Annotated in this window: 22 protein-coding genes; 14 read left to right on the top strand and 8 right to left on the bottom strand. The window is 67.8% G+C overall.

Features of this window, described 5'->3' with window-relative positions; translation table 11 throughout:
• Positions 1 to 86 precede the first annotated feature (86 nt).
• Positions 87 to 1,790: an alpha/beta hydrolase gene (locus ACFTS5_RS17120; protein ID WP_378632452.1), complete on the top strand. Its 1,704-nt coding sequence runs from the start codon at positions 87 to 89 to the stop codon at positions 1,788 to 1,790.
• Positions 1,787 to 2,416 carry a CPBP family intramembrane glutamic endopeptidase gene (locus ACFTS5_RS17125; RefSeq protein WP_378631768.1) on the top strand — a complete coding sequence of 210 codons (630 nt, stop codon included), beginning with the start codon at positions 1,787 to 1,789 and terminating at the stop codon, positions 2,414 to 2,416. The genes ACFTS5_RS17120 and ACFTS5_RS17125 overlap by 4 nt, the downstream gene beginning before the upstream one ends.
• A gap of 6 nt (positions 2,417 to 2,422) precedes the next feature.
• Here the strand turns inward: ACFTS5_RS17125 and ACFTS5_RS17130 are convergent, their stop codons facing one another.
• Both ACFTS5_RS17130 and ACFTS5_RS17135 read right to left on the bottom strand, forming a co-directional pair.
• Positions 2,423 to 3,289, bottom strand: coding sequence for an alpha/beta fold hydrolase (locus ACFTS5_RS17130; protein ID WP_378631770.1), 867 nt, complete (start codon positions 3,287 to 3,289; stop codon positions 2,423 to 2,425).
• A gap of 76 nt (positions 3,290 to 3,365) precedes the next feature.
• A complete protein-coding gene (locus ACFTS5_RS17135) occupies positions 3,366 to 3,764 on the bottom strand; it encodes a HicB family toxin-antitoxin system (RefSeq protein ID WP_101464595.1) in 399 nt (132 codons plus the stop codon).
• A 182-nt stretch (positions 3,765 to 3,946) separates the two neighbouring features.
• Here ACFTS5_RS17135 and ACFTS5_RS17140 point away from each other — a divergent pair, with 182 nt between their 5' ends.
• A complete protein-coding gene (locus ACFTS5_RS17140) occupies positions 3,947 to 4,360 on the top strand; it encodes a sterol carrier family protein (RefSeq protein ID WP_378631774.1) in 414 nt (137 codons plus the stop codon).
• Between the two features lie 20 nt (positions 4,361 to 4,380).
• Here the strand turns inward: ACFTS5_RS17140 and ACFTS5_RS17145 are convergent, their stop codons facing one another.
• Positions 4,381 to 5,688 (bottom strand): YhgE/Pip domain-containing protein, encoded by a 1,308-nt coding sequence (locus ACFTS5_RS17145; protein ID WP_378631776.1) that lies wholly within the window; start codon positions 5,686 to 5,688, stop codon positions 4,381 to 4,383.
• Positions 5,689 to 5,944: 256 nt separating this feature from the next.
• Between ACFTS5_RS17145 and purF the strand changes: the two genes are divergently transcribed.
• From purF to purM, 6 genes are all read left to right on the top strand, one after another.
• Positions 5,945 to 7,525, top strand: coding sequence for an amidophosphoribosyltransferase (gene purF, locus ACFTS5_RS17150; RefSeq protein ID WP_378631779.1), 1,581 nt, complete (start codon positions 5,945 to 5,947; stop codon positions 7,523 to 7,525).
• A gap of 298 nt (positions 7,526 to 7,823) precedes the next feature.
• Positions 7,824 to 9,410: an ABC transporter substrate-binding protein gene (locus ACFTS5_RS17155; RefSeq protein WP_378631781.1), complete on the top strand. Its 1,587-nt coding sequence runs from the start codon at positions 7,824 to 7,826 to the stop codon at positions 9,408 to 9,410.
• 53 nt (positions 9,411 to 9,463) lie between these two features.
• Positions 9,464 to 10,504 carry an ABC transporter permease gene (locus ACFTS5_RS17160; RefSeq protein ID WP_358070928.1) on the top strand — a complete coding sequence of 347 codons (1,041 nt, stop codon included), beginning with the start codon at positions 9,464 to 9,466 and terminating at the stop codon, positions 10,502 to 10,504.
• A complete protein-coding gene (locus ACFTS5_RS17165; protein WP_378631784.1) occupies positions 10,505 to 11,455 on the top strand; it encodes an ABC transporter permease in 951 nt (316 codons plus the stop codon).
• Positions 11,448 to 13,130, top strand: a complete 1,683-nt coding sequence (locus tag ACFTS5_RS17170) for an ABC transporter ATP-binding protein (protein ID WP_378631786.1) — start codon at positions 11,448 to 11,450, stop codon at positions 13,128 to 13,130. The genes ACFTS5_RS17165 and ACFTS5_RS17170 overlap by 8 nt, the downstream gene beginning before the upstream one ends.
• A 167-nt stretch (positions 13,131 to 13,297) precedes the next feature.
• A complete protein-coding gene (gene purM, locus ACFTS5_RS17175) occupies positions 13,298 to 14,377 on the top strand; it encodes a phosphoribosylformylglycinamidine cyclo-ligase (RefSeq protein ID WP_101464588.1) in 1,080 nt (359 codons plus the stop codon).
• Between the two features lie 288 nt (positions 14,378 to 14,665).
• Here purM and ACFTS5_RS17180 read toward each other — a convergent pair whose 3' ends face one another.
• The 4 genes from ACFTS5_RS17180 to ACFTS5_RS17195 all read right to left on the bottom strand — a co-directional run bounded on the left by ACFTS5_RS17180 (position 14,666) and on the right by ACFTS5_RS17195 (position 17,861).
• A complete protein-coding gene (locus ACFTS5_RS17180) occupies positions 14,666 to 14,893 on the bottom strand; it encodes a DUF3073 domain-containing protein (RefSeq protein WP_301904780.1) in 228 nt (75 codons plus the stop codon).
• A gap of 175 nt (positions 14,894 to 15,068) precedes the next feature.
• Positions 15,069 to 16,019, bottom strand: a complete 951-nt coding sequence (locus tag ACFTS5_RS17185; RefSeq protein WP_378631789.1) for an asparaginase — start codon at positions 16,017 to 16,019, stop codon at positions 15,069 to 15,071.
• Between the two features lie 67 nt (positions 16,020 to 16,086).
• Complete coding sequence (locus tag ACFTS5_RS17190; RefSeq protein ID WP_378631790.1) at positions 16,087 to 16,746, bottom strand: MOSC domain-containing protein; 660 nt, start codon at positions 16,744 to 16,746, stop codon at positions 16,087 to 16,089.
• A gap of 11 nt (positions 16,747 to 16,757) precedes the next feature.
• Entirely contained in the window at positions 16,758 to 17,861 is a 1,104-nt protein-coding gene (locus ACFTS5_RS17195; protein WP_378631793.1) for a YgfZ/GcvT domain-containing protein, read from the bottom strand.
• Positions 17,862 to 17,983: 122 nt separating this feature from the next.
• Between ACFTS5_RS17195 and ACFTS5_RS17200 the strand changes: the two genes are divergently transcribed.
• From ACFTS5_RS17200 to cydC, 5 genes are all read left to right on the top strand, one after another.
• Positions 17,984 to 18,889 carry an aminodeoxychorismate lyase gene (locus tag ACFTS5_RS17200; RefSeq protein ID WP_378631794.1) on the top strand — a complete coding sequence of 302 codons (906 nt, stop codon included), beginning with the start codon at positions 17,984 to 17,986 and terminating at the stop codon, positions 18,887 to 18,889.
• Positions 18,890 to 19,024: 135 nt separating this feature from the next.
• Positions 19,025 to 20,479: a cytochrome ubiquinol oxidase subunit I gene (locus ACFTS5_RS17205; protein ID WP_378631797.1), complete on the top strand. Its 1,455-nt coding sequence runs from the start codon at positions 19,025 to 19,027 to the stop codon at positions 20,477 to 20,479.
• Positions 20,480 to 20,488: 9 nt separating this feature from the next.
• The gene (cydB, locus tag ACFTS5_RS17210) at positions 20,489 to 21,517 is read left to right on the top strand and encodes a cytochrome d ubiquinol oxidase subunit II (RefSeq protein ID WP_378631798.1); all 1,029 of its coding nucleotides are present in this window, start codon (positions 20,489 to 20,491) and stop codon (positions 21,515 to 21,517) included.
• 3 nt (positions 21,518 to 21,520) lie between these two features.
• A complete protein-coding gene (gene cydD / locus ACFTS5_RS17215) occupies positions 21,521 to 23,386 on the top strand; it encodes a thiol reductant ABC exporter subunit CydD (RefSeq protein WP_378631801.1) in 1,866 nt (621 codons plus the stop codon).
• 17 nt (positions 23,387 to 23,403) lie between these two features.
• Positions 23,404 to 25,014: a thiol reductant ABC exporter subunit CydC gene (cydC, locus tag ACFTS5_RS17220; protein ID WP_378632455.1), complete on the top strand. Its 1,611-nt coding sequence runs from the start codon at positions 23,404 to 23,406 to the stop codon at positions 25,012 to 25,014.
• Positions 25,015 to 25,344: 330 nt separating this feature from the next.
• Here cydC and ACFTS5_RS17225 read toward each other — a convergent pair whose 3' ends face one another.
• Positions 25,345 to 26,037, bottom strand: coding sequence for an FABP family protein (locus tag ACFTS5_RS17225; protein ID WP_378631803.1), 693 nt, complete (start codon positions 26,035 to 26,037; stop codon positions 25,345 to 25,347).
• Between the last annotated feature and the right edge of the window lie 48 nt (positions 26,038 to 26,085).

The following is a 26,085-nucleotide window of genomic DNA, read 5'->3' on the forward strand; positions in this document are numbered from 1 at the left end:
TGAGCGGCTCCGCAGTCACAAATCCGGTGATTGTCGGTACCGGCCGCCATACTGGGGCGGTGACCGAGCGCGCTTCGACTACCGCGATGCTGCGTGCGCGCGGCGCCGTGGTCTTGCGGCGCGTCGAGGTCGTCGTCGATCTGAATTATGTCGGATTGGTGCTGGCGACGCTGTTCTTCGGGCTGTCGGTGACCCCGTCACTGGTGCCGCGTGACTGGCTGTTCCAGGGGCTGATCAGCGGGATCAACGCCGCGATCGGTTACGGGCTCGGCTGTGTGCTCGAGTGGTTATTCCGGCGGTGGGTGCGGTCGCGGATTCCGATTCCGAGCCCTTCCGATCGGCTGCGATACGCGATCAAGGCGACCGTGCTGGTGGGATGCGCGCTGGTGGCGGCGCTGATGCTGGTGCAGTCGGCGCGGTGGCAGCGCGAGATCACCTCGCTGATGGGGATGGCGGGCACCACCACGCCCGCCTATCTGCGGACCGGGCTGCTCAGCGTGGCCGTCGGGGTGGCGGTGGTGGCCGCGTATCGGACGGTGCGCGTCATGGTGCTCGGCCTGGCTCGCCAGCTCAATCGGTGGGTGCGGGTGCCGCGCGAAGTGGCGCCCGCCGCCGGGCTGCTGGTGCTGGTCGTGCTCGCGGTGACGATCTTCAACGGCGTCGCCTCGCGGGCGTTCTTCGCGGTGGCCAACTCGGCGTTCAGCGTGCGCAACGATCGGGCCACGCCGTACGCGGTGCAGCCGATCGCGCCGGAGCGTTCGGGGAGCCCGGGGTCGCTGGCGCCGTGGCAGTCGCTGGGGTTCGAGGGGCGGTGGTTCGTGTCCAACGGGCCGAGCGCCGCCGCGATCACCGAGGTGACGGGAAAGACCGCGCGCGAACCCATTCGGGCCTATGTGGGGTTGGAGTCGGTGACTCGCGACCAGACCGCGGCGCAGCTGGCCGTCGCCGAACTGGAGCGGACCAAAGCCTTCGAACGCGAGGCGATGGTGGTGGTCACGACGACAGGGACCGGTTGGGTCAACGGGATGGCCGCGGGCGCCGTGGAATACCTCTACGGCGGGGATACGGCGATCGTGGCGACCCAGTTCTCGTATCTGCCCAGCGTGCTCTCGTTCCTGTCGGACCGGGACAAGGCGGCCGCGGCCAGCCGGGAGCTGTTCGACGCGGTGTACGAGCGGTGGTCGGCCCAGCCGGAGGGGCATCGGCCCAAGCTGTTCGTCTATGGGGAGAGTCTGGGTTCGCAGGGGTCGGAGGAGGCGTTCGACGGGCTGGCCGATCTTCGCGAGGAGGTCGATGGCGCGTTGTGGGTCGGGCCGCCGAATTCGAATCGGTTGTGGCGGCAGTTCGTCGACCGTCGCGATCCGGGGACGCCCGCGGTGGCGCCGGTGTACGCGGACGGGCTCGTCGTCCGATTCGCCGATGACGCGGCGGATCTCGATCGCGCCGAGCCGTGGCGCGAACCCCGCATCGCCTACCTGCAACATCCGTCCGACCCGATCGTGTGGTGGTCGGCCGATCTGATCTTCACCCAGCCGGATTGGTTGAGCGAACCGCGCGGTCCCGATGTGTCGACGCAGATGCGGTGGGCGCCGTTCGTGACCTTCTGGCAGGTCACGGCCGATCTCACCAACGCGCAGGGAGTGGTCGACGGGCACGGGCACCGGTACGGGAGTTTGGTGCTGGACGGGTGGTTGGCCGTCGCAGCTCCGCCGGGGGTGGACGGCGATGTCGTCGAAAGCATCCGTGCCGCACTGGAGTCAGCGGAAACCTATGAGCGGGAGGTGAAGTGAGAAGGCTCGAAGCCGTTGCCGCGCTGGTCCTTCCGCTGCTGTGGAGCAATCGGGTTCTTCCCGCCCTCGATCTTCCGCTGCGTGGCCGCACCGCAGCGAACATCGTCTTCGCGACGGGGTACACGAAACTCTTTCGGGGCAGCCCGAACTGGTTGTCGCCCATTGGCTTCCGCTGGGGTTTCGGCAGTGCGGCCGTCGTCGTCGCCGGCTACGCCGTCGCCCTGTCGATCCCGTCCCTGAGACGCCTCCCGCTCGAGATCGCTGTCCGCGCACCGGAGACATCGACCCTCGAATGGATCGGCCTGCACATCCCCGTGGGCACCGTCCTGGCCGAGGAAGCCGTCTTCCGAGGCACCCTCGACCCGGTGCTCGCCGAGAGCGCCGGATCGTCCGCGCCCGTGATCAGTGCCCTCGATTTCGGCCTCTGGCACATCCGACCGGCCAGAGCCGCAGGCGATCCGGTTGCCCCCACGGTGCTGGCCACCACCCTCGCCGGTCTCGTTTTCACCGAACTCCGGCGCCGGTCGGGCAGCGCCACCGCGCCCGCGCTCCTGCATCTGGCGATCAATGCCGGCGGAGCGCTCGCGCCCGCCGCCGCTCGATGGGTCGACGGGCTGCGGCGGTAGGCCGGCTCAGGCGGTCGCGACGAAATCGGCGACGGCCTCGGTGAAGGCGTCGTTGTCGTCGCCCGCCGCGGTATGGGCGGCGGCGCTGATCTCGGCCAGGCGGGCGTGCGGTGTGAGCGCCAGGAATGCCGCGGCGCCCTCGTCGCTGACCACGTCGGACTTGCCGCCGCGGATCAGCAGGACCGGGATGGTGAGCGCCTCGGCGGCCGCTTCCATCTCGACGATGCGGGCTTCCGGGTCGTCGTTGACGTCGCTGATCAGGTCGGGGTCCCAGTGCCAGTACCAGCGGCCGTCGCGCTGACGCAGGTTGCGCAGGAGACCGTCGGCGTTGTCGGGACGCGGGCGGTGCGGCAGGTAGGCGGCGACGGCGTCGGCCACCTGATCGAGGGTGTCGAAACCGTCGCGGTGCCTGCCGAGGAAGTCCATCACGCGCTCCACGCCCGCGGACTCCGAGCGGGGCACGATGTCGACCAGGACGAGTGCGCGGATCGCGCTCCCACCCGGCGTCGCGGTGGCGAGCAGCCCGGTGATCCCGCCCATGCTGGCCCCGACCACCACCGCGCCCGCCTCCCGGGTCGCACCGAGCTGTTCGAGCACGGTGTGCAGGTCGGCGACCATCACGGTCCTGGAGTAGTCCGCCTCCGGTGACCAATCGCTGTCACCGTGTCCCCGCGCGTCGACGGCGACAACCCGCATCCCCGCCGCGGCCAGCGCCCGTCCCGTCCGCTTCCACGAATGCCGGTTCTGTCCACCGCCGTGCAGCATCACGACCAGCGGGCCGTCCTGTGCGCCGAAGCTGTCCGCGACCAGGGTGAGCCCGTCGGCAGCGCGCAATCGCAGCGTTGCCGGCTCGAGGGGATCGGTGACACTCATAGGACGAATGTACGACGAGTCCCACCTGCCCACGCCATCGGGCAACGGATCGAGGTCGGGTCCGGAAAGCGCCGGGTCAGGAATTGGCCAGCTGTGATGCCCGTTGGAACGTCACGCCGAGGACAGCGCCGATGTCGCGGACCGGTACGCCGTCGGCAGCCAATCGTCGGGCGGTCGCCGTCGCGACCTTCATGGCGTGCGCTTCCTGGCGGGCTGCCTCCGCGCGTGCCTGCGAAACTTCTTCCGCAGCGGCTGTCACGTCCGTGCCGCCCACGTGGGCAGTGATCGCGAGTTCGACAGTTGAGGGGGCCACGTCGGCGACCGTGCAGATGTAGTCGGTCGCTTCCTTGGTGATGTCGGCGTAGCGACGTGCCTGGGTGAGACCTTCGATATTGCCGTTGACGCCGTCCAGCTGTGGGATTCGGATCATCCACCAGCGGTCGTCTCGGGACACGTCGATCTGGTAGGTGGTCATGCTTCCTCCGTGCATTGTTCCTTGCACTGCGCGATCGCCTTGTTGACGGTCCGCACCACTCCAGGCGACTGCGAGTTGTGCCCGGAAGCCGCGATTTTACGGAATCAAGTCTAATTGGCTAGACAATCCGGACAGCTGGCTCGCGGCCGCCGATTTGTCGGAGGTCGGTAGCGTCTCGCGGTATGGCTGGACGGAATGTGGTCGATCCCGCGCAGGTGCGGGCGGCGGTGCTGGGTGTGGGGGAGTGGTTGCGGGATCCGGCGTTGCCGGTGCCGGGGCGGGGGGAGTTGGGTGCCGCGGTGAAGGGGACGGCGCGGGCGCTGGCGGGGAGTGCGCCGGGGCATTCGGTGGAGGTGCGGGTGCCGCCGTTCGTGGCGGTGCAATGCATCGAGGGGCCGCGGCATACGCGGGGGAATCCGCCGAATGTGGTGGAGACGGATGCTCGGACCTGGTTGTTGCTGGCTACCGGGCTGCTCGGATTCGACGACGCGGTGCGGGCGGGGGTGGTGAGCGCGTCGGGGACCAGAGCCCGGGAGATCGCGGGGTGGCTGCCGATCGTGGCGCTGCCCGCGCGGGACGACCCGGCTGCCGAGTAGCGGCAACCGGGTCGCCGGGCTCACGCGGCCGCGGTGTGCTTGCGGTGCAGGCCCTTGTAGTCGTAGTAGCGGGTGATGATCGTGCCCAGAACGACGGCGATCGCGATGCCGAGCAGCGACATCCAGATGCCGCGGTCGAGACCGGCCGCGTAGCCGGCGTCGAAGTACAGGATCGAGCGGACGCCGAGGAACACCTGGTGCATCGGCTCGAATTCGGCGAGCCACGCGAGATAGGTCGGCGTCGCCTCGATCGGGACGGTACCGCCGGAGGACGGCAGACCGAGGATGACGAACAGGGTCAGGTTCACCAGCAGACCCGCGGTGCCGAGGGCGGCCAGCGTCATCAGCGCGGTCCAGCCGACCGCGACCATGGCGAGCGTCGAGAACAGGAACAGGGCGAGCGGATTGTCGACCGGCATGCCCACCACCTTCGCCACCAGCAGGAACACCAGCGAAACGATCACCGCGACCAGCGCCGAAACCCCCCACTTGATGAGCAGGGTGTGAAAGCGCGAGATCGGGGTCGGCGGATAGTGCACGGACCAGGGGCCGTATTCGGTGGGCATGAAGCCGAGCTGGGAATCGACCATCGTGTGGATCACCATCGCCCCGACCATGCCGGCCAGCAGCAGGAGCAGCGAGAAGAAGAACGCCGTCAGGCCGATCCCGGTGCCGCTCGGCAGTGGACGGAACTCCTGCGCGACCACATCGATCGGACTCTCGAGGGTGATCATGGCGGCGCCGGACACCTCCGGCGGCGGTGCGCCCGCCGGTGTCTCGGCCAGGGTCGCCCGTACCTGCTCGGTCAGTTGGAGCCCGACCTGCTTGTCGACCTCCGACAGCGCCCGGTCGCCGATGCGCTGCACGATCCCGACGCCGTAGGCGCCCATACGTGGGTTGGATTGCAGAGTGATGATCGGCCGTTCCATCTCGCCGGGCACGATGCTGCCCGTACCGAGAATGCCCAGGCGTTTGCTGAAATCGCCGGGGATGATGATCGCGCCGTACACCTGTCCGGTGCGCAGCAACTGCTCGGCCTCCGATTTTCCGACGACGCGCAGGTCGATCTGATCGGCGGGCACGCCCGCGACGAGCGCATCCGCGACCTGCTTGCCGAAATCGACCTGCTTGCGCTGATCACCCGAGCCCATGACATCGCCGACGTCGGAATTGACGAGCGCGATCGGGAAGTCGTGCAGATTCTTCTCCGGGTCGGCGATATAGCCGAGGTACATGAAGCCGAGCAGTGCGGTGAGCACGGTCAGGACCGCGGTCGGCGCGAGCACGATTCGAGCCCAGTGGCGTCGATCCAGGACCGGTGTGGCCAACGTCGCTTCGCCGGGGGCCGTCTGCCCGGAATCATTCGGCTGCGCACCGGTGTTGTCACTATCCGACCCGGTTCCACCGGCTGCAACGTGTGCACTGTCGTCCGTCGTCACGATGCGCACCGTAACAGCTCTGTGTGGCCGATCGGCGGGTTCGTGACCAGTGGATTGCTGCCGGGATGCGAGCGCGCGTACTACCCGCTGCGGATGACCCGTAGACTGACGAGTGCCCCCAGCCCGCCCGAACAGGGAGCAAACGGTGACCGACGTCGATCCCACGATCGTCCCCACGCCCAACACCCCAGACGAGATCGAACACGACCCTCGCGAGGAGTGTGGCGTCTTCGGCGTCTGGGCTCCCGACGAAGACGTGGCGAAGCTCACCTACTACGGCCTGTACGCCCTGCAGCATCGCGGGCAGGAGGCGGCCGGAATCGCCGTTTCCGATGGCTCCCAGATCCTGGTCTTCAAGGATCTCGGCCTGGTCTCCCAGGTCTTCGACGAGCAGACCCTCGCGGCAATGCCGGGGCATATCGCCGTCGGACACTGTCGCTACTCCACCACCGGTGGCGTCACCTGGGAGAACGCGCAGCCGATCTTCCGCACCACCTCCGTCGGCTCCGGCCTGGCGCTGGGCCACAACGGCAACCTGGTGAACACCGCCGAATTGGCCGGTCGCGCACGCGAACTCGGCCTGATCGGCGCCGGTGTGATCGATGGCCGCCCGCAGATGACCGGCGCCACCTCCGACTCCGACATCGTCACCGCGCTGCTGGCGCACGCCTCGGCGGATTCCAGCATCGAGGCCGCCGCGATGGAGCTGCTGCCGCAGCTGCGCGGCGCGTTCTGCCTCACCTTCATGGACGAGCACACCCTCTACGCCGCGCGTGACCCGCACGGCGTGCGCCCGCTGGTGCTGGGCAGGCTCGACCGTGGCTGGGTCGTCGCGTCCGAGACCGCCGCGCTCGACATCGTCGGCGCCGCGTTCGTCCGCGAGATCGAGCCGGGGGAGCTGCTGGCCATCGACTCCGAGGGCGTGCGCTCCATGCGCTTCGCCAATCCCGAGCCCAAGGGTTGCGTCTTCGAGTACGTGTACCTGGCGCGCCCCGACACCACGATCGCCGGTCGCTCGGTGCACTCCACCCGCGTGGAGATCGGCCGCAAGCTGGCCAAGGAGCATCCGGTCGAGGCCGACCTGGTGATCCCGGTGCCCGAGTCGGGCACGCCCGCCGCGGTGGGTTACGCCCAGGGCTCCGGCATTCCGTACGGCCAGGGCCTGATGAAGAACGCCTATGTGGGCCGTACCTTCATCCAGCCCAGCCAGACGATCCGTCAGCTCGGCATCCGCCTCAAGCTCAACCCGCTGCGCGAAGTGATCCGGGGCAAGCGACTCATCGTCGTCGACGACTCCATCGTGCGCGGCAACACCCAGCGCGCGCTGATCCGCATGCTGCGTGAGGCCGGTGCGCTCGAGATCCACGTGCGCATCGCGTCGCCGCCGGTGAAGTGGCCGTGCTTCTACGGCATCGACTTCGCCTCGCGCGCGGAGCTGATCGCCAACGGCACCGGCGCCGACGACAGCTACGCCGACATGGTCGAGAACGTGCGCCGCTCCATCGGCGCCGACACTCTCGGCTACGTCTCCACCGAGGGCATGATCGCCGCCACCGAGCAGCCGCGCTCGCGCCTGTGCACCGCCTGCTTCACCGGCGACTACCCGATCGAACTGCCGCCGGAGGCCGCCATCGGCAAGAACGTGCTCGAGGGGATGCTCTCGGGCAAGGCCGAGTCGAAGCTGCTCGGCGAGAACGCCAACGTGGACGCGCTGAGCCGTCCATAACACGCGTCGTCGGTAAGACGCGTCGCACTACGCCGCACAAGAGGGGCCGGACAGGATAAACCTGATCGGCCCCTTTTGTGTTGTGTACGAGAGTAATTCCGGTAACCGGCAATTTCGTAAGATTAGTTCATAACATGGCGGCAATAATTCGGACCATTTGAAACTGGGCGGTAATGGTTCACCTGTACGGTCCCTCGATATATCGCTAGCTCACCATGTAGTCGTCGCCTCCGTGATCCGGGTGCGACGGCTGCGCGGCGTTCGAGAATGGGACCTGATGTTGAACAAGGCACGAAGTATGCGCGCGAAACAAATTGCCGCAGTGGGTATTACCGCCGCTGTCGCCGCCGCGCTGGCCGGTTGTGGCTCCGGCCGCACCGATGAGGCGGGCTCCGGTGCGGGCCTGGTCGTCGGTACCACCGACAAGATCTTCTCGCTCGATCCGGCCGCGGCGTACGACAACGGTTCGCTGCTGGTGGAGAACCAGATCTATTCGTATCTGCTGAACTTCGCACCGGGCGATACCACGCCCAAGCCCGACGCGGCGGAAAAGTGCGAATTCACCACTCCCACGGTGTACACCTGCAAGATCAAGTCCGGGCTGAAATTCGCCAGCGGTAACCCGCTGACCGCGAAGAGCGTGAAGTTCTCCTTCGACCGGATGGTGAAGATCAACGATCCGCACGGTCCCGCGTCGCTGCTCGGCAATCTCGAGAAGACCGATGTGGTCGACGATCTCACCGTCGCGTTCACGCTGAAGGTCGCCAACGATCAGACCTTCCCGACCATCCTGCCGACCCAGGCGGGCCCCATCGTCGACGAGGCGGTGTTCCCGGCCGACAAGGTCGCCACCGATGACGAGGTCGTCAAGGCCAAGGGCTACTCCGGCCCGTACACGATCTCGAGCTACGACAAGAACAAGCTCGTCGAGTACCAGGCCAACCCCGATTACCAGGGCATCCTCGGCACGCCGAAGACCACGACGGTGTCGACGAAGTACTACGCCACCTCCGACAACCTGAAGCTGGACCTGCAGAACGGCGCCATCGACGTCGGCTACCGCTCGTTCACCCCCACCGACATCGACTCCCTGCGGGCCGATTCCAAGGTCAAGGTCACCGACGGCCCCGGCGGCGAGCTGCGCTACGTGGTGTTCAACATGAACACCATGCCGGGCAACACCCCGGAGCAGAAGCTGGCCGTACGCAAGGCCTTCGCGTCCTCCGTCGACCGCGAGGCGCTGGCCAACGGCGTCTACAAGGGCACCTATCAGCCCGCCTTCGGCTACGTGCCCGCGGGCATGGCAGGTGCGGCCGAGCCGCTCAAGGACCTCTACGGCGCCAAGCCGGACAAGGCCGCGGCCGCGAAGTTCCTCGCCGACGCGGGCGTCGCCACCCCGGTGACGCTGAACCTGCAGTACAACCCCGATCACTACGGCTCGAGCTCCTCGGAGGAGTACGCGGCGGTCAAGTCGCAGCTGGAGGCCTCGGGTCTGTTCAAGGTGAACCTGCAATCCACCGAGTGGGTGACCTACCAGAAGGAGCGCGCCTCCGACGGTTACCCGATGTACCAGTTCGGCTGGTTCCCGGACTTCCCGGACGCCGACAACTACCTGACGCCGTTCTTCGGCCCGAACAACTTCCTGCAGTCGCACTTCGAGAACCCCGGCATCAATGCCCAGCTCACCGCCGAGACCACCGAGGGCGACCCCACCAAGCGGGCAGAGTTGCTGAAGAAGATCCAGACCGATCTGGCGCAGAACTTCCTGCCGACCCTGCCGCTGCTCTCGGGTAAGCAGGTCGCGGTGTCGAAGCCGGGCGTCAACGGTGTCGATCAGACCCTCGACGGCTCCTTCAAGTTCCGGTTCACGGTTCTGAGCAAGTGAGTGACGTTGCTGCCGCGCCCGGATCACCGATCCGGGCGCGGCGTTTCGGGTGGATGCGCGGCGGGGGTTCCCGCCAGGTGGCTTTGCTGCGGTACCTGCTGATTCGGCTGTTGCTGATTCTGCCGACCGCGTGGTTGCTGGTGACAGTGGTGTTCTTCCTGATGCGGGTGATCGGTGACCCGATCAGCGCGGCCATGGGTGGCCGGCTGACCCAGGACCAGATCGAGGACCGCAAGGAAGCCGCGGGGCTCAATCGCCCTATCCTGACGCAGTATTGGGAGTACATCACCGGCTTCCTGCACGGTGACTTCGGACGGACCCAGGACAACCAGGCGATCAGCGATGTGGTGATCACCTACGGTGCCGCCACCTTCGAACTCGTCTTCTGGGGTCTGCTCGTGGCGTTCGCGGTCGGTGTTCCGCTGGGCAGATACGCCGCGACACACCGGGATACGCCCTCGGACGCGTTCCTGCGGTTCTCCGCGGTGCTGGCCTACGCGGCACCGGTGTTCTTCGTGGGCATGCTGCTCAAGCTGATCTTCTCGGTGTGGCTGGGCTGGTTCCCGGTCGGCGGCCGGGCCAGCACCGACGTAGAGCTTGCGCTGCAACATGTCTCGCCGAAGACGAACATCCTGATCATCGATTCGATCCTCTACGGCGAACCGTCCTATGTGCTCGACGTGCTCGAACACGCGGTGCTGCCCGCGGTGGCCCTCGGGCTGCTCACCGGCGGCATCTTCCTGCGCCTGGTGCGGGTGAACCTGATCCAGACGCTGCGCAGCGATTTCGTCGAGGCGGCGCGGGCGCGTGGATTGTCCACGCGCGTGGTCACCGGCAGGCACGCGGTGCGCAACGCGCTGATCCCGATCATCACGGTGATGGGGATGTGCATCGCGATGATGCTCGGCGGTGCGGTACTCACCGAGACCACGTTCGAATGGAAAGGTCTGGGCTATCAGCTCGCCGAGTATCTGCGGGCGCGCGACTTCATCGCGGTACAGGGCATCGTGGCGTTCATCGCGCTGGTGGTCGCGGTGATGAGCTTCGTCGTCGACGCCATCGTCGCGCTGATCGACCCGAGGGTGAGGTTCTAGATGACTACCGCTGCGAAACGCCGGCGTCTGCCCGGCGCCGAACTGTTGTCGAAAACCTCGGGGCTGCAACGGGTCACCCTCATCACCGGCTTGGTGCTGGTCGGTGTGTTCGTGTTCGTGGCGGCGTTCGCGCCGTTGCTCGCGCCCTACGGGCTGGCCCAGAACTCCGCTGACGGAGTGGCTTTCGTGCCGCAGCAGGGTCCGTCGGCCGAGCACTGGTTCGGTACCTCGGTGCGCAGCGAGGACGTGCTCTCGCGGGTGCTGTTCGGCGCACGCACCGCGCTGCTGGTGATCGCGATCTCGGTGACGCTGTCGCTGCTGATCGGTGTGCCGCTGGGGCTGCTGTCGGGGTTCGTGGGGCGCTGGGTGGACAAGACGCTGGTGCTGATCATGGACGCCATCTACGCGTTCCCGTCGCTGCTGCTGGCCATCGTGGTGTCGATCGTCGTCGCGGGCGGCACGTCGAGCAGTCTCGGCGGCATGCTGTCGGCGGCCATCGCGATCACGGTCGTCTATGTGCCGCAGTACTTCCGGGTGGTGCGCAACGCGACGGTCGCGGTGAAGACCGAGCCGTACGTGGACGCCGCCCGGGTGACCGGCGCGTCGACGACGCGAATCATGTTCCGCCACATCCTGTCCAACGTCACCGGCTCGCTGCCGGTGATCGTCACGATCAATGCCGCCGACGCCATCCTCACTCTCGCCGCGCTCGGCTTCCTCGGGTTCGGCATCGAACCCACCCAGGCCGCCGAATGGGGCTACGACCTGAACAAGGCGCTCAACGATGTCTCCAACGGCATCTGGTGGACCTCGATCTTCCCCGGCACCGCGATCGTGCTGGTGGTACTCGGGATGACGCTGGTCGGCGAGAGCCTCGACGAAACGCTGAACCCGCTGCTGCGCACCCGGCGTGCGGTCACTTCGGCAGACAAGGAAACAGTCGATGAGTGAAAAGACTGCCGCACTGGCTGTTTCGGGGTTGTCGGTCACCTTCTCGACCGACAGCGGGCCCGTGAACGCGGTACGCAATGTGTCCTACGAGGTGTTTCCCGGTGAGGTGCTCGCCATCGTCGGCGAGTCCGGGTCGGGCAAATCCGTGAGTTCGCGCACCGCCATCGGGCTGCTGCCGCATTCCGCGTCGGTGCGCGGGCTGGTGACCATCGGCGACCGGCCGGTCACCTCGATGACCGAACGTCAGCTCACCGCACTGCGCGGCGGCGAGGTGTCGATGGTGTTCCAGGAACCGGCGCGGGCACTCGACCCGCTGTTCACCGTCGGCTTCCAGATCTGTGAAGCGCTGCGCGCGCACAGCGGGATGGGCCGAAAAGCCGCCAAGGCCAAGGCGATCGATCTCTTGCGCCTGGTCGGGCTGCCCGATCCCGAGCATCGCGTCGACTACTACCCGCACCAGCTCTCCGGCGGGCAGAAGCAGCGCGTGATGATCGCGATCGCCATCTCGTGTGAGCCGAAGGTGATCATCGCCGACGAGCCGACCACCGCGCTCGATGTCACCGTGCAGGCCGAGATCCTGGAACTGCTGCGCGATCTGCGCGATCGGCTCGGCAGCGCGATCGTGCTGATCACCCACAACATGGGTGTGGTGGCCGACCTCGCCGATCGGGTGGTGGTGATGCGCGCGGGCGAGGTGGTCGAACAGGCGCCGGTGCACGAGCTGTTCGCCAGCCCGAAGGCCGAGTACACCAGGGCGCTGCTCGATGCTGTTCCGCACCTCGGTGCGGCGACCATCGAGCGGCCGGCGATCGACCGGACCGTCGAGCCCGTGCTCGACGTGAAGGACCTGGTCGTCACGTTCCCCGGGCCGTTCGGCCGGCCCGCCTTCCGTGCCGTCGACGGCGTCAGCTTGCAGATCAGGCCGGGGGAGACCCTGGGGCTGGTCGGCGAGTCGGGGTCGGGCAAGTCGACCATCGGGCGCTGTGTGGCCGCGTTGCAACGGCCGAGCGAGGGGCACGTGCTGATTCGCGGGCAGGACATCGCGGATCTGTCCCAGCGCAAGCTGCGCCCGATCCGGCGGCGGTTCGGATTCGTGTTCCAGGACCCGGCCGGTTCCCTCAACCCGCGGTTGACCGTCGGCGAATGCGTCGCCGAGCCCCTGGTCGTGCACGGCATCGGTGACAAGGCGAGCATCCGCGCGCGGGTCAGGCACATGCTCGACGACGTGCAGCTGCCCGCGGGCACCGAGAACCGGTACCCGCACGAACTGTCCGGCGGGCAGCGTCAGCGGGCGAGTCTGGCGCGGGCGCTCGTGCTCGACCCCGATCTGCTCGTCGCCGACGAGCCGACCAGCGCGCTCGATGTGTCGGTGCAGGCGGCGGTGCTCGAACTGTTCGCCGAACTGCAGCGCGGGTGCGGCTGGGCGTGTCTGTTCATCAGCCACGACCTCGCCGTCGTCGACCAGCTCGCGGACCGGATCATGGTCCTGCGCGAGGGATCTTGCGTCGAGGAGGGCGACAACGAACAGATCCTGCGTAACCCGCAGCACGAGTACACGCGTCGCCTCGTCGCCGCCGTTCCGGTCCCCGACCCGGTCGAACAGCGGCGGCGTCGCGCCGAGATCGCCGCCGACAGGCGCGAAGCGCCTACATTCGCCACCGAGCTGGAACAATGAGCGCATGAGGGAGCGCAGCGAGCGAATCATGTGCCAGCGCGCGCGGCGCTATGCCGCGGCCGAGCGCGAGCGAGGCTGAGGCATGAGCCGCACGACACCCGGACTGGCGGATCACATAGAGTTACTAGGCATCTATCCGCCGATTCGGTTTGGAGCTTTCCCCCACAATGACTGAACAGACACCCAGCGGTGCAGGCGCTTCCTACGCTGCGGCGGGCGTGAGCATCGAAGCCGGTGACCGCGCCGTCGAATTGTTCGGACCATTGGCCAGGAAGGCCAGCCGACCCGAGGTGCAGGGCGGTATCGGTGGCTTCGCCGGCCTGTTCGCGCTCAAAGGCGGATACCGGGAGCCGCTGCTGGCCGCCTCCACCGACGGTGTCGGCACCAAGATCGCCGTCGCCCAGGCCCTCGACAAGCACGACACCGTCGGGCTCGACCTGGTCGCCATGGTCGTCGACGACCTGGTGGTGTGTGGCGCCGAGCCGCTGTTCCTGCAGGACTACATCGCCATCGGCAAGGTGATCCCGGAGAAGGTCGCCGAGCTGGTCTCCGGCATCGCCGAGGGCTGCATCAAGGCCGGTTGCGCGCTGCTCGGCGGCGAGACCGCCGAGCACCCGGGTCTGATGGATCCCGATGATTACGACCTGTCCGCCACCGGCGTCGGTGTCGTCGAGGCCGACGCGGTCCTCGGCCCCGACCGGGTGCGTCCCGGCGATGTCGTCATCGCGATGGGCTCCTCGGGCCTGCACTCCAACGGCTACAGCCTGGCGCGCAAGGTGCTGCTCGACATCGACCGGATGTCGCTCACCGGTTACGTCGAGGAGTTCGGCCGCACCCTCGGTGAGGAACTGCTCGAGCCGACCCGCATCTACGCCAAGGACTGCCTGGCGCTGATCGCCGAAACCGATGTGCGCACCTTCTCGCACGTCACCGGTGGTGGCCTGGCCGCCAACCTGGCGCGCGTGCTGCCCGCCGGTCTGGTGGCCGAGCTGGATCGTGGCACCTGGAACCCGGCGCCGGTGTTCAAGATGATCGCTCAGCGCGGCCGCGTCGAGCGGATCGAGATGGAGAAGACGTTCAACATGGGCGTCGGCATGGTCGCGATCGTGGCGCCCGAGGACGCTGACCGTGCGCTGGCGGTGCTCACGGCCCGCCACATCGACTGCTGGACGCTGGGTCAGGTCAAGAAGGCCGCCGATGTCGAAGCGCCGCGTGCGGTGCTGCTGGGTGATCACCCCAGGTTCTGATCTCCGCTCCGTACTGAGCCGGGTCGCGATGGTCGCGACCCGGCTCACGTGCGTCCAGGGTTTGTTCCGGCCACTGAGTGGCTAACCCATACCCGGAGGGTTTTTACCCGTCGGCTCGGGGTGGTCGGGGCCTCGAGGCGGCGACACGACGAGCGTCCTGTGTATGGCACAGGACGCTCGTCGCGTATTCAGGTATTCGCCGTAACTGCTACTGCGAGCCTGTCGTCACTCACCGGAGAACGGCTGGAAGGGGGAGGCCGACAGGCCTCCCCCTTCGTCGCTGTCAGGTCAGCGGCGCCAGCTGTCGTAGCCGTCGTCCTCGTCGTTCCAACGAGACGGCGACTCGTCCGCATCATGCTCATCGGACAGCACTGCACTACTCCTGGGTTGGGAGTAGGGCGGAGCATCGCTATCCGACAGCTCGCGCTGAAGGCTCGCGAAGTCGGTCGGCGCGGAGCTGTACTTGAGCTCACGTGCGACTTTGGTCTGCTTTGCCTTAGCCCGGCCACGGCCCATGGCTGACCCCCTCGCGTCACTGCGGGGCGGCCTGGGGTTTGTTGGCGGCCCCGTTCGAATTAATACTCTTCCTGACAGACACTTTAGCGTGTGTCAGAGCGTCGCGCTCCCAGGAGTGGGTGAAGACCTGTCGAAGCGCCCCGGTTTGCCCCTTCTTCGCCCAGACCGCCCGGTCTCAGATGACTCCCGGAATCGCGCGGATCACACCGACTCTGGCGTCGCCGCCGAACACCGCGGTGGCCGCGAGCTGAGTGTGCTGATCGGTCCACTCGACGCCGAGTTCGCGCAGAATCGCCAGCGTCAGAGGCATCCGGGCCCGATCGTGACCGTCTTCGATCTTGTACGCGAAGGCCCTTCCGTCGGGTAGCGCACCCGCGTGCACGCCGTCGGCGCCGATCTTGCAGAACAGTCCCGGGGTCGCCGACATGGCCAGCAGATCCGGGCCGCTCGTGCCGGAAATCACTCGTGGATTCGCTCGAACGGCATCGGCGATCCGGCGCGGCGCGGTGCCGGACTCGGCCGTGGTGAAGCCGGCGAAGGCGCGCGCGAGGTTGATCAGCGAGACGGGCACGATCGGCAGGCCGCAGCCGTCGATGCCCAGATCGGTCTCCGGTTCGCCGGTGACGTCGGCGACGGTGGCCAGGACCGCTTGCTGCAACGGGTGCTCGATCTCGAGGTATCCGGTGCGCGGCCAATCGTTGATCGCGCAGGTCGCCAACATCGCGGCGTGTTTGCCGGAACAGTTCATGTACAGCGGGTTCGGGCCTGCGCCGGTGATCGCGGCGGCGCGGGCCTTCTCCTCGAAGGGCAGGTCGGGTGGGCAGGCGAGGTCGCCGGCGGTGAAGCCGAAGCGGTCGAGCAGGCGGCGGACGAGGGCGATGTGGTCGGGTTCACCGAAGTGGGAGGCGGTGGCGATGGCGAGTTCGTTGTCGTCGACGGGGTCGAAACCGTTGCGCAGCAGGGCCAGTGCCTGCATCGGCTTGTTGGTGGAGCGCGGGAAGATCGGGCCGTGGATCTCGCCGAGTTCGAGGGTGGGGGTGCCGAAGGCGTCGAGGATCACGACCGAACCGCGGTGCACGCACTCACGGAAGCCGGATCGCACGACTTCGACCAGTTCGACACTCATGCTGTCTCCCTTGGGCATGCTCGGGCGCCCTGCGTGGTTACGCGAGCCGCCTCCGGGCGCTGACCGCTCATGCGCGGACCTCCACGGTGCGGGTTCGGGTGTGGCGGTCGATCTGCATGCGGACATCGGCGGAGATGGTCGGTTCCTCGGCGCGCAGGCGCTCGAGGCGGGCGGGGTCGGCGCCGGTGAACAGGTCGCGGACGGTGATGCCGTGTTCGGGGACGTGGACCACGCGGACTTCGTCGCCCGCGCCGATGGTGCCCTCGGTTAGGACCCGGAAGTAGGCGCCGGTGTCGGATCGCAGGGCGAAGCGTTTGACCCACCGCTGCTCGCCCGACCACTGCTGGAAAGTCGCGCAGGGCACCCGGGGCGCGCTGACCTCGAGCAGGCTGTCGCCGATCGCCCAGTGCGCGCCGAGCACCGCATCGCTGACCGGGAGGCCGGTCAGGCGCAGGTTCTCGCCGAACCAGCCCGCGGGCAGTTCGCGGTCGAGTTCGTCCGCCCAGCGGCGGGCGTCTTCGTCGGCATAGGCGTACACCGCCTGGTCGATGCCGCCGTGGTGGGCGGTGTCGCAGACGTGGTCACCGTGCAGGCCGAGGGCGGCCACGGCTACCCGACCGTCGACAGGACGCTTGTCGATGGCCGTGCGACCGACACGGGTGCGCACCTCGATCTCGGCGTGGACGACGCACACGGCCTCGACGCGGCCGGTATCGCCGACGCGCATGACCGGACGGTTCATCGCCCGCGCAACCGGTTGACGGCGGCGCGCCCCGCCTGCTCGGTGTCGTCGGCGGGGACCGAGTCGGGGTCGATGGCCGCGGCCATGCTGCCGACCACCAGTTCGGTGCCCGCGGGGACCGATCGCTTGATCAGAGCCAGGGCGATCGGGCCGAGTTCGTAGTGGTCGACGACGGTGCCGAGGCGGCCGACGGTGCGGCCGCCCGCGGTCACGTCGTCACCGGTCGCCGGGCGCTCGTCGGCCGAGCCGTCGAGGTGCAGCAGCACCAGATTGCGCGGGGGCTTGCCGAGGTTGTGGACCCTGGCCACGGTTTCCTGGCCGCGGTAGCACCCCTTGTTGAGGTGGACGGCCCCGTGCTCGTCGATGCCGCCGATCCAGCGGGCCTCGTGCGGGATGGTGCGTTCGTCGGTGTCGACGCCGATGCGCGGCCTCAGCGATGCCACGCGCAGCGCCTCGTAGGCCCACATGCCCGCCGGCGCGGCACCGGCCTGGGTGAGCTTGCTCCACCAGGCCGACAGCTCGGCCCGGGGCACGATCAGATCGAACGAGTCCGGCATCCGCCGCAGGAATCCATCACCGGGCAGCGCGGCCGCTTCGTAGATCTCTGGCAGTCGCGCGATCCCGAGAGCGTCGAGCAGCGTGTCCGCTCGCGGGCCCAGCAGGCTCAGCACGGCGTGATCCGGCGCGTCCTGCGGCTTGGCGTCGGCCCAGAACACCATCTTCTGGAGGAACGCCAGCAGCTCGGCGCCGCGGTCGGCCTCGGTATCGAGCCACAGGGTGCCGTCGAGGTCGGTGAGAACGAAGTGATTGAGCACCCGGCCGTTGAGATCGAGGTCGAGAGTCTCGGCGCTGTGCGCGTCGGGCAGCGCGGCGATGTGCTGGCTGGTGATGGTGTGCAGCCAGCTCAGGCGCTCGGCGCCGGTGATCGTGGCGACGCTGCGATGGGAGCGATCCACGACCGCGACCCGCTCCGCGGCGGCCTTCTGCTCACCGAACGGATCACCGTAATGCCAGGCGACCGCGGCGTCCGGGGTATCGGGTGCACCCGCGACGGCACCCGGAGTATGGAGAACAGGACTGGGGGAGACGACCTGTGACACGACACCCACTGTAGGCGCGTCTGCCGACACGTGCCGCACGTGGTCGTCTTCGCGGCGCGCGTCGCGAGTGCGATTCGGAGCAGCCATAGGCATAACAGAGCGATAACGCCTACGCTCGGCGCATGGGAGAACGGGTTCTTGTGACACTCGACGGGACGGTCGCTGACGCGAACGTGCCGTCGCTTTATGCCGACGACATCGGCGCACTTCGCGGCGATGGCGTATTCGAAACGATTTTGGTGCGCGGCGGCACGGCCACCGCGCTGGAATTCCACCTGGCGCGGCTGCGTCGCTCGGCGCAGGCGCTGGAACTGCCGGAGCCGGGCCTGTCGAGGTGGCGCACCGCGGTGGAACTGGCCGTGAAGGAATGGGGCTCGGAAGAGGAAGGAATGTTGCGGCTGATCTACACGCGCGGCCGCGACTCGGAATTCGACGCGCCGCGCTCGGAACTGGCACCGGAGGATCCGCAACCCACCGCGTATGTGCTCGTCTCCCCGGTACCCGCGCGGGTCGCGACGGCGCGCGCCGAGGGCGTGAAGGTGATGTCGCTGGCGCGCGGCATCTCGGTCGACCTCGCGCAGGCGGCGCCGTGGCAGCTGCTCGGCGCGAAGACGCTGTCGTACGCGACCAACATGGCCGCGCTGCGGTTCGCGCGGCGGATGGGCGCCGAGGACGTGATCTTCCACAGCACCGAACACAAGGTCCTGGAGGGCCCGCGCTCGACGGTGGTGATCGCTCGCGGCAAGCAGCTGATCACCGTGCCCGCCAAGAGCGGCGTACTGCCCGGCGTCACGCAGCGTGCGCTGTTCAACGTGGCGGAGAAGTCCGGCTGGGAGTGCAAGTACCAGACGCTGTTCACCGCGGACCTTTTCGACTGTGACAGCATCTGGCTGCTGTCGAGCATCACCCTCGCAGCGCGGGTGAACCAGCTCGACGGCATTCGCTTGTCGGCGCCCGACAACGCTCAGGAGATCATCGACATGGTCGACCTCGGGATCGACCGGCCGGGGACCATCGGAGACTGGTGATCCGTGTGTGGGGCACGGGTGGGCGTGCCCCTGCGGGAAGGGTTTCCGCGTGCCGTGGCGGTTGTCACGCTCGAACGGGGTGATTCCGGGCGTACGATCTACTACAAGTTGTCGTAGTAGATCGGTGGAGGTCGGATGGACACCCTTGATGTCTCCCGGTGGCAGTTCGGGATCACGACCGTCTACCACTTTCTGTTCGTTCCGCTGACCATCGGGCTCGCGCCGCTGATCGCGATGATGCAGACCGCCTGGGTGATCACCGGCAACGAACGCTGGTACCGGCTGACCAAATTCTTCGGCAAGCTGTTCCTGATCAACTTCGCCCTCGGCGTCGCGACGGGCATCGTGCAGGAATTCCAGTTCGGGATGAACTGGAGCGAGTACTCCCGCTTCATCGGCGACGTCTTCGGCGCGCCGCTGGCTCTGGAAGCGCTGATCGCCTTCTTCATGGAGTCGACATTCATCGGGTTGTGGATCTTCGGGTGGACCCGGCTGCCCAAGCTGGTGCATTTGGCGACCATCTGGATCGTCGCCATCGGGGTGAACGCTTCGGCGTACTTCATCGTCGCCGCCAATTCGTTCATGCAGCATCCGGTGGGCGCCCGGTACAACCCGGAAACCGGACGCGCTGAGCTGGAAAGCATTGCGGCGCTGCTGACCAACAACACGACATTGGCCGCGTTCCCGCATGTGGTCGCGGGCGCGTTTCTCACCGCGGGCACCTTCGTGGCGGGTATCGCGGGCTGGTGGATGGTGCGCAACGCGCGCAGCGGCGATTCGGTGAAACGCGAAGAGGCGCGGACGATGTGGCGGCCGGTAGGGCGATTCGCCCTGGTGGTTGTGGCGCTCTCCGGCGGCGCCTTGATCTTCACCGGCGATATTCAGGGCAAGCTGATGTTCGAACAGCAGCCGATGAAAATGGCTTCGGCGGAATCGTTGTGCCACACGGCGACCGACCCCGACTTCTCCGTTCTCACCGTGGGCACGCACAACAATTGCGACGGTGTGATCCACGTGCTCGAGGTGCCCTATGTGCTGCCCTACCTCGCCAAGGGCGAATTCAGCGGCGTAACGCTCGACGGTGTGGTGGATCTGCAGAAGACCTACAACGTCGCGTACGGGCCAGGGGACTACCGGCCCAACCTGTTCGTCACCTACTGGTCCTTTCGCGCCATGATCGGGCTGGCAGGCGGGTCGGTGCTGCTGCTGTTGGCCGGGTTCTGGGTGACGCGCGGTGGCCGGGTGCCGGATCAGCGATGGTTCTCCTGGCTGAGCCTGCTCGCGATCCCCACACCGTTCCTGGCCAACAGCGCGGGCTGGGTGTTCACCGAGATGGGGCGCCAGCCGTGGGCGGTGGTGCCCAATCCGACCGGCGATCCGAATATTCGAATGACGGTGCAGCAGGCGGTCTCCGAACACTCGGCCGGGACCGTGATGTTCTCGCTGGCGGTGTTCACGCTGCTCTACGGGGCGCTCGCGGTGGTGTGGTTCTACCTGATGCGGCGGTATGTCGTGGCCGGGCCGGACACCAAGGCGCACGCCGAGAGTTCGGACAGCACGGACACTCCCCAACTTTCCTTCGCGTACTAGGAGCCGACGATGGATCTGCAACAGTTCTGGTTCCTCCTGATCGGTGTGCTGTTCACCGGTTACTTCGTGCTCGAGGGATTCGACTTCGGCGTCGGCATGCTGATGCCGATTCTCGGCAAGGGGTCCGATACCCGCAGGCGCGTCGTGCTCAATACGATCGGCCCGGTCTGGGACGGCAACGAGGTGTGGCTGATCACCGCCGCCGGTGCGCTGTTCGCGGCGTTTCCCGAGTGGTACGCCAGCATGTTCTCCGGGTTCTATCTGGCGCTGCTGCTCCTGCTCGTCGCCTTGATTCTGCGGGTGTGCGCGATCGAATACCGGGGCAAGATCAACGATCCGACATGGCGGGTCTGGTGCGATATCGGGATCGGGATCGGGTCGTGGATTCCGGCACTGGCCTGGGGCTGGGTGTTCGCGAACATGGTGCGGGGCGTGCCGTTGAACGCGGACAGGCAGATCGCCGGCTCGGTCGCGGATCTGCTCAGCCCGTACGCCTTGCTCGGCGGGCTCACCACCGCTGTTCTCTTCGCGCTGCACGGTGCGGTGTTCCTGGTGCTCAAGACAGCGGGCGAGGTTCGCACCGATGCCTTGCGGATGGCCAGGTTGCTGCTGATTCCCACCGCGGTGGTGGTCGGCGGATTCGGATTGTGGACGCAGCTCGCCTACGGCGCCGGCTGGACCTGGATCGTGCTGGTGACCGCCGTGCTCGGGCTCGCGCTCGCCGCGGTGGCGAATTTCGCGGGGCGTGACGGTTGGGCCTTCGTCGGCACGACGCTCGGTGTGGTCTCGGCGACGGTGTTGATCATCGGGTCGATGTATCCGAATGTGCTGCCGTCGACCATCAGCCCGCTCTACGACCTCACCATCCACAATGCGTCCTCGTCGCCGTATACGTTGAAGGTGATGAGCTGGGCGGCGTTGCTCGCTACGCCGGTGGTGCTGATGTATCAGGGGTGGACCTATTGGGTTTTCCGGCAGCGGATTCGGGTGGAACAGATTCCGCCGCCGGTGGGTCTGCCGCGCAGCGGTAAGGGCTGACCGATGACGTCGGCCTTGTCTCGCGACATAGTCGCTCGTGAAAGGTCGGACGCTGTGGTGTCGGAGAGCTCGTCGCAGGAGGGACCGGAGACGCCGAGACGGTCGAGGCGCGGGCCGGTGGATCCGCGGCTGTGGCGGTACGCGCGGTCGGCGCGGCCGCATCTGGTGATCGCCGTCGCGCTGGCGCTGGTGATCACGGCGACGATCGTGGTGATCGCCCTCGTGCTGGGGCGGGTACTCGCCGGGGTCATCACGGATCCGGGCCGGCGTGAGTTCGGTGCGTGGACCACGGAATTGGTGGTCCTGGCGGTGGCCGTCGCGGTGCGGGGGCTGGCGAGTTGGTGGCAGGCACGGTTGGCTCATCGCGCCGGAAGCGCGGTGGTCGCGGAGCTCGAGACGGCGGTGCTGCGGGCCGGCGCCGAACTGCCACCGCGGGAACTCGACGTGCGGCGAACGGAGATCGCGGTCGTCGTCGGCAACGGTCTCAGCGGATTGCGTGGGTGGTTCACCGGCTATCTGCCCGCGCTGTTGCTGGCCTGTCTGGTTCCGCCGGTGGTGCTGGTGGTCATCGCCCTGCACGACCGGACCTCGGCGCTGATCGCGGTGATCACCGTGCCGTTGATCCCGGTGTTCATGGTGCTGATCGGGCTGCTCACCCAGGGGCGGGCCGAGGCGACGCTCGCCGCGACCACGCGGTTGTCGGACCAGATCCTCGATCTTTTCGCGGGCATGCCCACCTTGCGCGCGCTCGGGCGCGAGGGTGCGGACGGGCCCTCGATGGTGAATCAGGTCCAGGCCCTAGGAGATTCGCTGCGGCAGCGGACCATGCGCGCGCTGCGGATCGCGTTCCTTTCCTCGATGGTGCTGGAAAGTCTCGCGACGCTGAGTGTCGCGTTGATCGCGGTCGCGATCGGGCTGCGGTTGGTGTTCGGGGAGATGGCGTTGTACAGCGGGCTGGTGGCGTTGATTCTCGCGCCGGAGGTGTACTGGCCGCTGCGTCAGGTGGGTGAGAAGTTCCACGCGGCGCAGGACGGAATGGCCGCAGCCGACCGGGCTTTCGCGGTACTCGAACCGGAGCGCCGGCAGGGCGAAGCTGTGCCCGCTCGCGCTGCCTGGGGTGAGGTCGTCGGATCCGGTAGCCGGACGGCGCGCGAGTCCGGCCCGTCCGCCGCGGGTGTCGGACCGGCGCGAATCACCGTGCGTGGACTGTCTGTTGTCGCAAGGACGGGCACTGCGCCCGATCAGTTGACGGCCGTGCTCGAACCCGGACTGGTGACCGTCTTGACCGGGCCGAACGGGTGCGGGAAATCGACTACGGTGCAAGCGATTCTGGGGCTGATCCGACCCGACGAAGGCGCCGTCTTCGTCGACGGAATCGATGTGCGCGAACTCGACCCCGATCGCTGGTGGAGCCGGATCGCCTGGCTACCGCAGCGACCCGTGCTCGTTCCCGGGACATTGCGTGAGAACGTCGAACTGCTCGGAGCCACCCCGGACCCGACCGCCGATGATCTTCGAGCCGTGAGCGCCGCGACAGGATTCGAGAATGTGCTGGCCGAACTCCCCGACGGCTGGAACACCGTCGTCGGCCGGCACGGCACCGGCCTCTCCCTCGGTCAACGCCAGCGCCTCGCCCTCACCCGAGTGCTCGCCGTTCACCGGCCGATTCTGCTCCTCGACGAACCCACCGCCCACCTCGATCCCGAGAGCGAGCAACGCGTGCTCACCACCCTGCGCGACTACGCCGCCGCCGGTGCGACCGTTGTGGTCGTCGCACACCGCCCGACGGTGCTGGCAGCGGCTGATGCGGTGATCGAGGTAGTCGCGGCGGACGCGCCGTCGATGGACAAGGTGGGGGCGGTCTCGTGATCGGCGATCTGCGACAGATGTGGCGGCTGCTCGCGTTGTCACCCGCACGGGTCGCGGTGGCGATCGCGTGGGGAGTGGCGGCCCTGGGCAGCGGGCTCGGGTTGGCCGCGCTCGCCGCGTGGTTGATCGCGCGGGCCTGGCAGATGCCGCCGGTGCTGGATCTGAGCGTCGCGGTGGTCGCGGTGCGGGCGCTCGGCATCTCGCGAGGCTTGTGCCGGTACCTGGAGCGGCTGGCCACCCACGATGTGGCATTGCGGGCGATGACGACCGCTCGCACGTCGGTGTATCGCGCGTTGGCGCAGTCGGATGTCTGGTGGCGGCGAAACCGGAGCAACTCTTCAGACGGTTCGAGGCGCGAGTTGCGGCGCGGGGACGTGTTGGTGCGGACCGGTGCCGATATCGACGATCTCGGTGCTGTGGTTGTGCGAGTGCTGGTGCCCGTGGCGGTGGCGGTGGTGTTGTCGCTGGCCGCGGTGGGGCTGATCGCCGTCATCTCGCCGCTTGCTGCCGTTATTCTCGCTGTGGCGCTGGGGGTTTCGGGGGTACTCGCGCCGTGGTTGTCGGCGGTGGCCGCGCGCGACGCCGAGCGGGCGGTGCGGGCCGATCGGGCCGAGTTCACCGCCGAGGGGCTCACGGTGCTCGACCATGCGGCCGAGCTCCGGGTCGCGGGGCGGCTGGATGCGGCACTCTCGGTGGCGCACAGGGCTTCGCAGCGCGCGGTGATCGCCGAGGATTCGGCTGCCTCGCGGAGTGCGTGGGCGGCTGCGGCCACTCCGCTGTCGATCGGGGTGAGTGTGTTCGGTGCGCTGCTGGTCGGCATCGCCGCCTACGGTCCGACCGGTGGGCTCCCGGGCGGCATGACCCCGATGGCTCTCACGATCCTCGTCCTGGTGCCGCTGTCCGCGTTCGAAGCCGTGGGCGCGCTCCCCGCCGCCGCGACAGCTCTCACCACCTCCAGGGCCGCTCTGCACCGGCTCCGCGGCATCTCGGCGGCGGCACCGGTTACGGACAGCGACATCGGTGCGGACCGCGAGCGGATCGCCATGCGGGTACCGATGCCGGAAGGGCGCCGGGTGGTCGTTGTCGGACCGAGTGGGGCGGGGAAGACGACGTTGCTGATGGCATGGGCGGGGTTGTTCGATACGCCCCGGGACGGTGTCACGTTCTTCGCGGAGGACGCGCATCTGTTCGGCACCTCGATTCTGGAGAACCTGCGGGTGGCGCGTGGTGACCTCACCCTCGACGAGGCCGAAAGCGCCCTGCGCACAGTCGGTCTCGGGCCGTGGCTGGATACGCTGCCGGACGGTCTGCACACCTCGCTCACCGCGGGCGCGGCCGCCGTATCCGGTGGTCAGCGCCGCCGCATCCTGCTGGCCCGCGCCCTGGTGGCCCCGGCGCACACCCTGCTCCTCGACGAGCCGACCGAACACCTGGCCGCCGCCGAAGGCGATCAGCTGCTGCTCGACCTCCTCGACGCGGACAGCGGTCTCGTGGCTCCGGATCGCACTGTCGTCGTTGTCACCCACCAACTCCCGCGCGGGCACAGAGCCGACACCGTCGTCACCGTCGATGCGAACGGCACCTGTCACCTCGAGCATCATCACGCCACGACAGCTTCGGCGACCTGACGCATTCACCCAGGTCAGAACCGCAATTAAATCAATTGCCGAGCGCGCCGGGCGCGGATAGATTCATCAGTACACAAGAGAGGAGGTGGTCTGAAGAATGTATGTTCATCGGATGCGTGAGGTGGCTGCCCGCTAGCAGCTCCACTGCGGGAGATTCCCCAGCGGTGCGCTGAGCGAATCCCAGGCAGTCACCCGACCCCCGAGCCCCCGGAAGATCCAACCGGGACCATCGCGTTCACAGATCGCGGTGGAACGGCTCGGGGGTCGCTCCATTTCACCACGAGAACGGCCCGCCCAGAAGTGTTCTGGACGGGCCCTTCGCGAAGAATCTCAGCCGATGTAGCGGACCAGCCGCGCCGACAAGCGGGGGACGAGCGCGCCGTCGGGGTCCACGCGTTCTTCCACGTAGGCGAGGTCGCCGTTGTCGACGATGCCGTAGAGGCGTTTGGCGCCGCCCACCACCGCGCCGGAGGTGCTGCGGATGGAGACGTCGGTCGCGAGCTCCCAGGACGCCTGGTTGCGGGCCTTGCCGTAGTACAGCTCGATGACGCCGTTGCTGTGGGTGAGCAGGAGCTCGAGCAGCTCGTCGGTGCCCTCACCGCCGACCCGCCAGTAGCCGCTCTCGCGCAGGTCCGGGCCGGTGTACTTGCCGTCCGCGTCGAGCTTCCAGGTCTGCGATTCCCAGGCCAGGTAGTCGCCGCCGTCGTGGGAGACGATGATCTGCTGGCCGAAGCGGTAGTCGCCCTCGGCGGGGTGGTGGCCTTCGCCCTCGCCGCGCCACACGCCGACCAGCGGCAGCAGGGCCAGCATGGCGTGGTTCAGATCCGGGCCGAGCCGCAGATTGGCCGTGTCCTCGGGCAGGGGGAGGCCGGGCAGCACCGAAATGTTTCGGGCGCCGGTTTCCTTCGCCCGTTCGGCGGCGACGTTGACTGCCTCGTCGCCGCTACGACGCTCGGCCGGAGCGCCTTGCTCTGTGCTCGCTCGCTCGGCCGGTTCGTTACCTTCGCCAGCGAGCCCGCTCATGACTCGGTGAAGAGCCGGTAGAAGACGTACAGGCCGAACCAGCCGATG

This window comes from Nocardia sp. NPDC056952 (assembly GCF_042674185.1).
Classification (GTDB): domain Bacteria; phylum Actinomycetota; class Actinomycetes; order Mycobacteriales; family Mycobacteriaceae; genus Nocardia.

Bases quoted from the DNA above. Each gene is read 5' to 3' on its own strand.
- ACFTS5_RS17120 (WP_378632452.1), top strand. From the start codon at position 87: ATGCTGCGTGCGCGCGGCGCCGTGGTCTTGCGGCGCGTCGAGGTCGTC.
- ACFTS5_RS17130 (WP_378631770.1), bottom strand. From the start codon at position 3,289: ATGAGTGTCACCGATCCCCTCGAGCCGGCAACGCTGCGATTGCGCGCT.
- ACFTS5_RS17135 (WP_101464595.1), bottom strand. From the start codon at position 3,764: ATGACCACCTACCAGATCGACGTGTCCCGAGACGACCGCTGGTGGATG.
- ACFTS5_RS17140 (WP_378631774.1), top strand. From the start codon at position 3,947: ATGGCTGGACGGAATGTGGTCGATCCCGCGCAGGTGCGGGCGGCGGTG.
- ACFTS5_RS17155 (WP_378631781.1), top strand. From the start codon at position 7,824: ATGCGCGCGAAACAAATTGCCGCAGTGGGTATTACCGCCGCTGTCGCC.
- ACFTS5_RS17160 (WP_358070928.1), top strand. From the start codon at position 9,464: ATGCGCGGCGGGGGTTCCCGCCAGGTGGCTTTGCTGCGGTACCTGCTG.
- ACFTS5_RS17165 (WP_378631784.1), top strand. From the start codon at position 10,505: ATGACTACCGCTGCGAAACGCCGGCGTCTGCCCGGCGCCGAACTGTTG.
- ACFTS5_RS17170 (WP_378631786.1), top strand. From the start codon at position 11,448: ATGAGTGAAAAGACTGCCGCACTGGCTGTTTCGGGGTTGTCGGTCACC.
- purM (WP_101464588.1), top strand. From the start codon at position 13,298: ATGACTGAACAGACACCCAGCGGTGCAGGCGCTTCCTACGCTGCGGCG.
- ACFTS5_RS17180 (WP_301904780.1), bottom strand. From the start codon at position 14,893: ATGGGCCGTGGCCGGGCTAAGGCAAAGCAGACCAAAGTCGCACGTGAG.
- ACFTS5_RS17185 (WP_378631789.1), bottom strand. From the start codon at position 16,019: ATGAGTGTCGAACTGGTCGAAGTCGTGCGATCCGGCTTCCGTGAGTGC.
- ACFTS5_RS17190 (WP_378631790.1), bottom strand. From the start codon at position 16,746: ATGCGCGTCGGCGATACCGGCCGCGTCGAGGCCGTGTGCGTCGTCCAC.
- ACFTS5_RS17200 (WP_378631794.1), top strand. From the start codon at position 17,984: ATGGGAGAACGGGTTCTTGTGACACTCGACGGGACGGTCGCTGACGCG.
- ACFTS5_RS17205 (WP_378631797.1), top strand. From the start codon at position 19,025: ATGGACACCCTTGATGTCTCCCGGTGGCAGTTCGGGATCACGACCGTC.
- cydB (WP_378631798.1), top strand. From the start codon at position 20,489: ATGGATCTGCAACAGTTCTGGTTCCTCCTGATCGGTGTGCTGTTCACC.
- cydD (WP_378631801.1), top strand. From the start codon at position 21,521: ATGACGTCGGCCTTGTCTCGCGACATAGTCGCTCGTGAAAGGTCGGAC.
- cydC (WP_378632455.1), top strand. From the start codon at position 23,404: ATGTGGCGGCTGCTCGCGTTGTCACCCGCACGGGTCGCGGTGGCGATC.
- ACFTS5_RS17225 (WP_378631803.1), bottom strand. From the start codon at position 26,037: ATGAGCGGGCTCGCTGGCGAAGGTAACGAACCGGCCGAGCGAGCGAGC.